Raw genomic sequence first — 10,319 nt, forward strand, 5'->3', positions numbered from 1 at the left:
GAACTAAACATCATTATATGCAAAATTAGTTCAATCAAAAGCTGTGGCTATCTAGCTTTAAACTACTAAAAGTGGGTGTCTTTTTATAAAAATGGATGTCTTTTATTTATTACACTACTCCTTGTTTTAACATTGCATCTGCAACTCGTTCGAACCCTGCTATATTCGCACCAAGGACCAAGTCATGTTCATTCGAGTACTGCTTGGCAGTAGCTGAAATTGTATCGAAAATAGACTTCATAACTTGCTGAAGTTTCTCATCAACTTGCTCAGCTCGCCACTTTTGCATACTGGCATTTTGAGCCATTTCAAATTGACTGGTAGCAACTCCACCAGCATTTGCAGCCTTACTTGGCCCTAAAAATACATCGTTGTCTTTAAACACTTTTAACGCATCAGCTGTGGTCGGCATGTTTGCACCCTCGCAGACAACAGAGCAGCCATTTTCAACCAAAGCTTCAGCATCTTTTTCGGTAATTTCATTTTGAGTTGCACAAGGAAGTGCAATATCTGCCTCATATCGCCATACATGATGTCCGTCGCTAGGGTATTGATTTACAGGCGTAAACTCAGCACCTTTGTGCTCGTTCAAATAATCCCTAAGCTCAGCACCTCGTTCATTTTTTAAGTGTTTTACAAGAGCCACATCAAGCCCATCTTTACAATACAAAGTCCCTTTTGAATCACTACAGCTAAGAATAACAGCATCGTATTGGTCAAGCTTTTCCATCAAATACAATGCTACATTACCAGCACCAGAAACTAGGCATCGCTTACCTCTTAAAGAATCGCCTTTAGCATCTAGCATGGCACTTAAAAAATATGCAACACCATAGCCAGTTGCTTCTGTTCTCAGTGAAGAACCTGCCATAATCTCAGGCTTACCAGTTAGCACCCCTTCAAATTGATTAGTGATCCGTTTATATTGACCAAATAGATAACCAATTTCTCTCGCCCCAACGCCAATATCACCAGCAGGAACATCTGTGTTAGCACCTATGTGACGATAGAGTTCAGTCATATATGACTGACAAAAACGCATAATTTCATTGTCACTTTTTCCTTTAGGGTTAAAGTCAGCACCGCCTTTAGCGCCTCCTAATTGCAACCCTGTGAGTGCATTCTTCAAAACTTGCTCAAAGCCTAAAAACTTCACCACACTTTGATTGACACTCGGGTGGAACCTCAAGCCCCCTTTATAAGGGCCTAGAGTTGAGCTAAATTCGATTCTAAAACCACGGTTAACTTGCACTTTGCCGTCATCATCAAGCCAAGGAACCCTAAATATTGCTTGCCTTTCAGGCTCAACTAACCGCTCTAGAATTGCCTGCTGTTGATATTCACTATTCCCTTCTACTACCTGATTTATTGATGAAAGCACTTCTTCAACAGCTTGATAAAACTCAGGCTCATTTGGATTAGACTCTTTAACTGATTGCAGTACCTCTTCGATATATTGCATTACAAAATCCTCTTTCAAGCTGTTGAAAATATTCAGTCTATTAGAATTAAACTAACTTAGACATAATATCGATCACTCATGTTTAACGAATAGTGAACACCGCTGATTGCTCCCCATCATATTGCCACTCAAAACGCAATGGTTCATTTTGAGAATCATAAAACCAAACTTCTGCCACAAGCTCTAAGGCACTATTTGCCAGCATCACAGTCGACGTTAATTTGCTTTGTTTTAGAGGTGCCCGCAATAAGCATTGATTGTAATCAGCCTTATTATCATCGCCTTTCAAGCAGATATTTAAATACGCTCTGCTATCACCCATGTTCAAATCTACATCTATGTTTAGTTCTATCTTGCTACTTAAATCAAATTGAGGAGCAATCGTTAGGTCAGCCATTGTCTCTGTTTCTAAACTAGTGTCAGGAGGTGTTGTTTCTGGTGGCGGCGTGCTTGTGGTGGGTGTCTGTGTAGCAGTTGTGCTTACCGCTTCAGTTGAAGAGCTACCTTCACCACCGCCACCACACGCAGATAACATTAAGCTAATGATTAATAAAGTATAATGTTTCATGACTATTCTCCTCGTAGAATAACATTTGCAAGTTTTGCATTATTAAACCAAAGCGGCTTTTCCCGTCCCTCTGATTCAGCAAATGCTCTAAAGTCACTATACGCATGTGTTATATCAACACTCTCTTTTGGATGCGCCCATGAACTGCCAATCTCCATTGCCCAAGGTAGACCAGTTTCAGTTTGGAAATAATATCTTTGAGCACTATTACTGGCATCATCAGAGTCAGTGATTGAAAATAACTGTGAATTGAATTTTTCGGTTGGTTGTTGATTCTTAATATGAACTTCCCAACCACGTGGGTTTTGTCCAACTAAAAACTCACCATGGTAGTGATCTTGAGCCGCGAAAATAAATGGGTCTAAAGTATATTTTGGCGCTTCAATTGTGGTCACTCCACTTTGAAGTGAAACGGTTAAACTAAACGAAACTTTGCTGTTGGTATCACAGCCTGTTTCAGTTCTAAAATAACTACAACTTGACTGCTTATCTGCATAATCCCAAGTGTCTGGCATGATAATGAAAATAGCATCTTCAACCCCTTGTTCTAATATAGAATGTGATTGTGTTTCGCCATTTATCGTTAAATTAATTGAACTTGTATCTATCTGACTTCTTAATATTCGTTTATCAACATCATCGGCTATCGTTTGATACAAACGAACTGCAAAGCCATTATGAAAATCAGCACCAATTCCAACCAACTCCCCTTCTATTTTGTAACCAATGGCCTGACCTTCTTTATCAATCAATGTAGTACGGTAATTTACAACTAAATCGTTAAAGTCATAATCACCAGCAAAAGGCCATTGATCTTCGTAGGCAAGGGTTACCCAGCCGTTTTCACTTGGGTATACCAAACTTCCATATGTTGTTACCGGGTAATCCTCGACTTCGCCGCCTGTTACCCCACCACTTGCGGTAATTGGGTTAGCCTCGCTGCCATCGGTTACACGAAAGCGTGCCCATGTTGCTCCCATCACAGCATCACTCGGTACATCAACCAGCACACTGTTATCACCTTGATTTAAACTGTATTTACTTACTGTGATTTCGTCTGGATCAAACTGGAAATTTTGATCCCAATCGAACCAAGCATATAAATAACCATTATCATTAGGAGCGGTCACAATTATCTGGCTGGTAGAACCTGCAACAAAATCAGTGACAAATTTAACCCCATCATCTGAGCTATCGACGGGCGATGCCTGTAAATCTGCAGGAGTGTTAATGTTTTCACCATCAACAACGGCTCCTAAATAAACTAAATTTGATTGGTCTTCATTAGGGTCAAACAGATGGCGGGCACCACTATCAGCAAGCGCTGTTTTATATGGCATAGGTGCATCGCCAAAGTCGATCGAGTTATCAGTGACTTTTACTTCTGCAATAGCACAACGTGCCCCATCATTTTGATTCGATGTTGGCCCTAAGGTGAACACTGCAGCGGTAGGTGTATAACCAACCACAGGGCTGGTGCTTAAATCTACTTTATGGATTTTACCGCTGCGGTTATTACTAAAATAAAACTGACCTTGCACATCAAAGTAACCTGCACCATTAGCGCCAGTATCGCCGGCTATGTCGAGGTTTGCTATAAAAGTGGGTGTCTGATTATCTAAGTTGATTTCATAAAGGTCGCCGTTTGACTCAACCGCATACAAAAGATTGCTATGTGGATGAAAAGCAAAATCATAAATAGCTAAATTCCAGTTCGCTGAGCCTGCAACTAATTGAGCCTGGTACTCGTCAGCCTCTTCAGTTAAATCAATGCCAAATAAACCAAATTTAGGGTGGTATAAATAGTAAACCGCCTGATTAGTTTCACTATTTACATGAATATCACCAACATAAAAATTAGTATCTGGTAGACCATTAACAATTAAACGTTGTAAAACATAATCATCACCAATACGTACAACACTTCTCGGGGCTTGTTTGCTAAAGCCATACATGTACTGGTCTTGATAATTAAAGCCAACCGCATTTACGCTGTCGTTATTCGCCTCTGTTGTAAAATCCATTGACGCCGCAAGCACGGTGGTTTTGGCAGATACTAGGTCAACGCCAAACATTTGCGCAGGCGAACCTTGAATCAAAAATGCTTTACTCGGGCACTGTTCAAATGGTGCAGCACTTACAAAGCCTGTTGCAAGTGCGGTTATTAGGTAAGCAGGTATGTTACTTTTCATAATTACACTCTCCTGTGGATGTGTTATTACTCAAAGCATTAACCATTCCATAATATAACTCACGCTATAACAAGGTGTTATGAAAAATCAGACTGAGTATTTGCAAGATGCAAGAGGCATAGTTGCATAATGCAATTCTTTTTAGCTATAAAAGCAAATCATTCCCACTTAAAAGAATGACATGCTAGACTAGTTAGGAATAAAAATAATAATAAACCCCACTATGAAACTTAAAGCCTCTGTAATTCTGTACTTTGCCTTATCAATGAACAGTGCTTTTGCATCAACACTGCAACAAAACATTGATGAAGCCAGAACAATCAGTGACTACCAAAAACGATATGACTATTTAAAAGCCATCGATAAAAAGCTTATTGAGTCTGCCAGCCTTGCAGAACAAGTAAGCTATAACGTTAGATTAATTCACGTTCACATACACCTCGGCCAATTTCAACAAGCGCAAACTATCATTGATGAACTTGAAGCGGGCCCAAAATACAAAAAAGACTCCCCCATTTACAGCGAGTTGTATCTAGCGAAAGCGCGGTTGGCATATAGAAAAAGTGACTTAGAAACCGCAATTTATTTATCGCAACAAAATGTCGCCCTATTTCAGCGCTTACAACTTACCCATTATGAAATTGATGCCGTGGCGAGTCTTGTCAGTGCTTATCATAATGCTGGCGAGTATCAAGCAGCCTTAAACTTGCTTGAAGTTTATATTCACGACAACAATCGCGAATTAACCTTAAAGCAAAAAGAAATGCTCTATCATGGTTATTCGCGTAATCTTGAACAGTTAGACCGCTTAACGCTTGCACTCGAATATAAGCTAAAACGCCGTGAAGTTATTCAACAGATGTCGCCGTCTATCTCGTTACAAGCCGGCATTAGTTATTCAATTGCTCAAAGTTATTTAGATTTAGAACAATACGAAAAAGCAAAGAGCGAGTTTATTACAGCCCTTAGTTTTGATAGGCAAACGGGCTCACTTTCTGATATCGGACATAGTTTAGTTAAACTATCCCAATGCGAATATGGGCTAAAAAACTACGATGCAGCACTTGAATACGCACAAGAGGCTCAACAGGTGTTCGCAAGTTATAACAGCGCACGAAATACTGCCTGGGCAAATCATAATATTGCGATAAATTTGCTCGAAGTCGATAAAGCAACTCAAGCATTAACCATTGAAAAACAAGTGATCACTGAACTCAAGCAAGACGATCACTTATATATTGATGTATTACTCACATTAGCAAAGCTATACATTGGCTCTACTGAGCACGAACAAGCTAAACATTTTGCTGAGCAAGCCTACAAGTTAAGCAACCAAAAAAATAAGCTGCAAAAGCAAATCACAGCCCTAGAACATTTGATCACTGTGGCAGTACAACAAGCTGATTACAAACAAGCATTGTCGTACCAACGGACTATTACAGAGCTTGAAAAAGGCTTTGCCCACAACAACTACAATCAACGTTTAGCGGAGCTGCAAAACTCCATTGCGATGCGCGACCGCGATTTGGCCATTCAAGATTTAAAGCTCCTAGACAATGAAAAAAGCCAAGCAATTGCCTCACAGCGCCAAACTATCTTATACAGCATTTTATTATTTAGCCTGCTTTTAGCTGTAATGGGCATTGCTTTATTAAGAATAAGACAGAGAAAACAGCTTATTGAACAGCGCCGAAATTATCTAGATAAACAAATCAGTCAACGTAGTAAGTTATTATCACAAGTTGCTCACGAGTTAAGTGGTCCATTAACAGGGTTGCGCTTACACCTTGAAACGCTCCAAGCAGGCTTAACTCAATTTAATGAGCTTACATACGAAAAGCTCAACCAAAAAATCACCGATATGGCAACTTTAGTCACTGATTTAAATAAAATTTCACTTTTAGAGCAAAGCAGCTTTCAGCTCAACGTAACAACACTTAATGCAGCTGAGTATTTCCAAAGCTTACACGCAGATATGGCAATCCAGCTTGATAAATTTGAAGTGAGATTCTCACAAAATGTTGCTGATGAATTAAACTTTGAGTGCGATGCAACACGGCTTTCACAGTTATTTGCAAACTTAATCAGTAATTCGCTTAAGTACACAAATCACCCTGGTAAGATTAATTTGAGGATTAGCCAAAACCAAACTCAGCTCTTAATCTGCTATGAAGACTCAGCCCCTGGCGTCAGCGATGAGAGTTTAGCAAAGATTTTTGACCACCTTTATAGAGTGCCAGACTTAAAAACGGTGAAACAGTCAGGTTCAGGAATTGGGCTTGCAATAGTAAAACAAATTGTCGAAGCCCATAACTGGCATATTACAGCTGCTCATAGCGAACTGGGTGGTGTCCGCTATGACCTTACAATTCCTATTTAGTTGATTTGTCTGGCCATTCAAACGCGCCAACATCACCAGGAAATACAACCGGTGATTCAATACCGTCTTTGTTTACAGCGGCAACACCAAAATAGTAGTTATCGATAACAACATTTTTAAGGGTTGCTTCGGTTACATTGCCAACATCGCGGCTAAATTGCCATTGTGGTTCACTCGTGTAACGCCAATAGATTTTATAACTGACCACCGTTGGATCATCGCTTTTATGCCAGGCTAATGTTGTACTTGGCTTTACTGCACCTGAAATACTAACGCCCGTTGGTGGCGCTGGAGCCCATGCCATCGAAGCCATTGTCACTGCATTAAGTGACGTTAACTTCGCCGCATAGGCAAAATCAACATGGTCAATGGTGTCACCGTAGGTAATACCATTTTCAGTACGCAAGTCTTGATGCTGTTGATTATAGTTTTCGTTGGTTTCCATTATACGCACAGCTGCAAAGCCAACATCGTTAAATGGACGGTGATGCCCTCCTCGACCAAAACGATCGAGTCGATATACCAACATGGTATCCAAATTCTCAATGTAGCGATCTGCAATTGTATCTATGTAACGCGCTAGGTTTCGACTTGCAGAGTCAACTTCACCACCGGTAAAACGGCGTTTATGGGCTTGCTCTTTGGTTTCAATAACCCGTGTACCTTCAGAGAAGATACGTGCAGTTGTGTTATCTGTTACCCCATTAATCCCGGTTGAATTACCAATCATGTCGTTGTTTAAAACACCATGAACACGCCAATTATGCTGTTGTGCATATTTAGCTAAAATTTTACCGCCAAACAAGCCTTGCTCTTCACCAGATAATGCTGCATAAACAATTGAGCCATTAAATTTATACTTTGATAAAACACGCGCCGATTCCAGCACGCCAGCCACACCAGATGCATTATCATTAGCCCCTGGCGCATCTGAGGTATAGTCCATTACATCAGACACTCTCGAGTCAATATCACCCGACATCATAACCATACGGTTCGCATCAACTTGACCGCGCTGAATAGCCACGATATTGACAACTTCAACAGGGTTTGGAATACGCTTTTCACCAGAAATAGTGTCTTTTACTTCGATGATTTCTAGGCAGTTACCGCAGGCTTTAGAAATCGCCTCAAACTCAGACTTGATCCAACGCCTTGCTGCTCCAATACCACGCATATTTGATTTCGTCTCAGATAGAGTATGGCGAGTGCCAAAATCAACCAGCGTTTGAATATCTTGCTCTATACGTGCTTTAGAAACGGCATTTGCAATATCATGCAAAGCTTGTTGATCTTTATATTGAGGTGTTGTGGCATGAGCTGCCGAGATCAATAACAGCGATGAGCTAAATAAAGCACCCGTTGTTGTTATTTTTTTACGCTTAAACATAGTTTCACTCCTTCAATGAATCATTCAAGGCTAACTAATATTTCACTTTGCGCAATAGTTATGAGTTAGAAAACAAATTATTAGGTTGAAACCATATACCAGCATTGCCTTAAATAAGTTACCCTGTGTTTTTAGCGCCGGGTAACTTTATTCCATCATTGTAAAACACCATACGATTACCCCCTTCATACTTTGCTTTGTACATGGCTTTATCGGCACACTGAATGAGATATTCTGCGTCACCATAATGCTCGGGGAACAATACGGCACCAATACTTGGCGAGTAAATAAGCTCTGCATCGTTATAAATTAAGGGTTGGCAAATCTCGGTTATTAATTCGTCAACCATTTCGATGACGTCTTTTTTGTGTTTAATGCTATTGAGGATCACCACAAATTCATCGCCCCCTAAGCGCCCTACACTGTCTTCTTTTTTTAAGACATGACGAATACGCATAGCAATGGTTTTTAAGAGCTTGTCTCCAGCGCCATGACCATGAATATCATTAACTTGCTTAAAGCCATCAATATCGATAAACAGTACTGCAATAACGGTTGAAATGGTGTTCGCAATCGATAATGATTCCTCAAGCTGGGTGGTTAAGAAACTGCGGTTGGGGAGATCGGTCAGAGGGTCGTGCCCAGCCATATAAATCAGTTTTTGTTCGAGCTTTTTTTGCTCTGTAATGTCATAAGCAATAGCCACTCTAACTTGCTTTTCTTTAGACCAATAAACAGACCATAAAACATGCACTATTCTGCCATCTTTTCTAACCCAGCGGTTTTCAAATCGTGGGTGCTGATCATTGACCACAATTTGATTAATGGCATTGATGGTTTTGGCTCTGTCTTCTGGATAAACAAAGTCCAACATTTTTCTATTAATGGCTTCTTCTGGCGCGTATCCGAAAATTGTTTCAAAGGCAGGATTAGTAAAAAGTAACGTGCCTTTGGCATCAACTACACATACTGCATCGAGTAGAAGCTCAATAATATCTGACAAATAATCCGATGTATCTATGTTCATACGCAACTTTTAGGCTAGGTCTACACTGAGTATAGACGAAACCTAACAAGTCACTGAAAGTTTAAGCCTTAATTGGATATAACTTTTTGCAAAGCCAAGCTGAAAAAGCACTGAAAACGGCAATACCCACAAAATCAGCGATTAAATCGACAAAATCTAACGTCCGAGATTCGACAAAATACTGGCTTAGCTCTTCTAAAATCACAAATGTACTTACAATCAGCACAGCTAAATAAATAGGCCGCCCAGCAATATTCATTGTTTTAAACTTAAAGGCGAGGTTGATGAATAGCGTAAGTAGTCCAAATAAGCAAAAATGCCCCAACTTATCACCGTAAGGAATTGCCGCAACAAGTTCGAAAAACACCGACTTTTGCCCAGTATTGGCAAGATAGATAACCCAACCAATAAAACCAAAAAAGCCGATAGCAATTAACACAAGAATACGTTGAAACATCTTTTATGGCGCCATATGTGAAGTTAAAAATAAAAATTGATAGGCAATCACTTTATTCCAATAGTGCCAGTCATGAATGCCCGGACGTTCAACATAGTCATGGCGGATGCGCATTTTCAACATCGCTTGGTGTAGCGCTCGGTTTTGCTCAATAAAAAAGTCATCAACGCCTATATCAAGCATAATCGGTAAGGTATCAGCGCCCTTTTTCCATGCCGTATTGCCTGCAGCAATTTTATGGAGGTTATTAATAATGGCTATGCTATCCCATTTTTCTTTGTTTTCAGCGTAACTGCCGAGTACTTTTGCAAGATCAAACTCTGCACTAAAGGGCCTAACATCAACCCCAGCAGACATCCCTGAAACTGCTGCAAACAGGTTTGGGTGATTTATTGCAATGTGCAAAGCACCAAAGCCCCCCATTGATAAGCCTGTGATTGCACGGCCACTTTTAGACCGATTGGTCGAATATTTAGAATCAATATAATTTAGTAAATCGTCTGCGATGTAGGTTTCGTATTGCGAGCTTTTGTCGATATCAGAATCGAGATACCACGAACCAAAATTGCCATCTGGATTAACAATGATGACATCATATTGGTCTGCTAATTTTTCAATGTTTGTCAGCTTTGTCCAATCGCTGTGATTGCCACTATAGCCATGTAATACATAGATAACATTGTACTTCTTAGATTTTTGATAGCCGTCAGGTAATGTCACCGTTACGGGTTTTTCGATGCTGGTTTTTTTGCCCTTAAATATTTGGGTATCAGTTTGGTAGGCACAAAGCGGTAAGCTGAAAACGAGAGACAGCGTACAAAGCAACTTTTTCATCATTAATTC

General features: G+C 40.1%; 8 protein-coding genes. 1 reads left to right on the forward strand and 7 read right to left on the reverse strand.

Features of this window, described 5'->3' with window-relative positions:
• Positions 1-109: 109 nt before the first annotated feature.
• The 3 genes from gdhA to L1D51_RS18490 form a co-directional block, all read right to left on the reverse strand.
• On the reverse strand, positions 110-1,462 hold the full coding sequence (gene gdhA, locus L1D51_RS18480; protein ID WP_239964464.1) for an NADP-specific glutamate dehydrogenase: 1,353 nt from the start codon (positions 1,460-1,462) through the stop codon (positions 110-112).
• Between the two features lie 82 nt (positions 1,463-1,544).
• Positions 1,545-2,030, reverse strand: a complete 486-nt coding sequence (locus L1D51_RS18485) for a hypothetical protein (protein WP_239964465.1) — start codon at positions 2,028-2,030, stop codon at positions 1,545-1,547.
• 2 nt (positions 2,031-2,032) lie between these two features.
• Entirely contained in the window at positions 2,033-4,222 is a 2,190-nt protein-coding gene (locus L1D51_RS18490) for an LruC domain-containing protein (protein WP_239964466.1), read from the reverse strand.
• A gap of 223 nt (positions 4,223-4,445) precedes the next feature.
• On the opposite strand from L1D51_RS18490, the gene L1D51_RS18495 reads away from it, so the two are divergent.
• Positions 4,446-6,602 carry an ATP-binding protein gene (locus tag L1D51_RS18495; protein WP_239964467.1) on the forward strand — a complete coding sequence of 719 codons (2,157 nt, stop codon included), beginning with the start codon at positions 4,446-4,448 and terminating at the stop codon, positions 6,600-6,602.
• Here L1D51_RS18495 and L1D51_RS18500 read toward each other — a convergent pair.
• The 4 genes from L1D51_RS18500 to L1D51_RS18515 all read right to left on the reverse strand — a co-directional run.
• Positions 6,595-7,992, reverse strand: coding sequence for a M28 family metallopeptidase (locus L1D51_RS18500; protein ID WP_239964468.1), 1,398 nt, complete (start codon positions 7,990-7,992; stop codon positions 6,595-6,597). The two genes, L1D51_RS18495 and L1D51_RS18500, sit on opposite strands and share 8 nt — an antisense overlap.
• A gap of 118 nt (positions 7,993-8,110) precedes the next feature.
• Positions 8,111-9,019: a sensor domain-containing diguanylate cyclase gene (locus L1D51_RS18505; RefSeq protein WP_054561397.1), complete on the reverse strand. Its 909-nt coding sequence runs from the start codon at positions 9,017-9,019 to the stop codon at positions 8,111-8,113.
• 61 nt (positions 9,020-9,080) lie between these two features.
• Positions 9,081-9,476, reverse strand: a complete 396-nt coding sequence (locus L1D51_RS18510; protein WP_055022248.1) for a VanZ family protein — start codon at positions 9,474-9,476, stop codon at positions 9,081-9,083.
• A 3-nt stretch (positions 9,477-9,479) separates the two neighbouring features.
• Positions 9,480-10,319 (reverse strand): alpha/beta hydrolase (locus L1D51_RS18515; RefSeq protein WP_239964469.1); only part of this gene is annotated, 840 nt, incomplete at its 5' end.

The organism is Pseudoalteromonas shioyasakiensis, from assembly GCF_022398475.1.
Classification (GTDB): Bacteria; Pseudomonadota; Gammaproteobacteria; order Enterobacterales; family Alteromonadaceae; genus Pseudoalteromonas.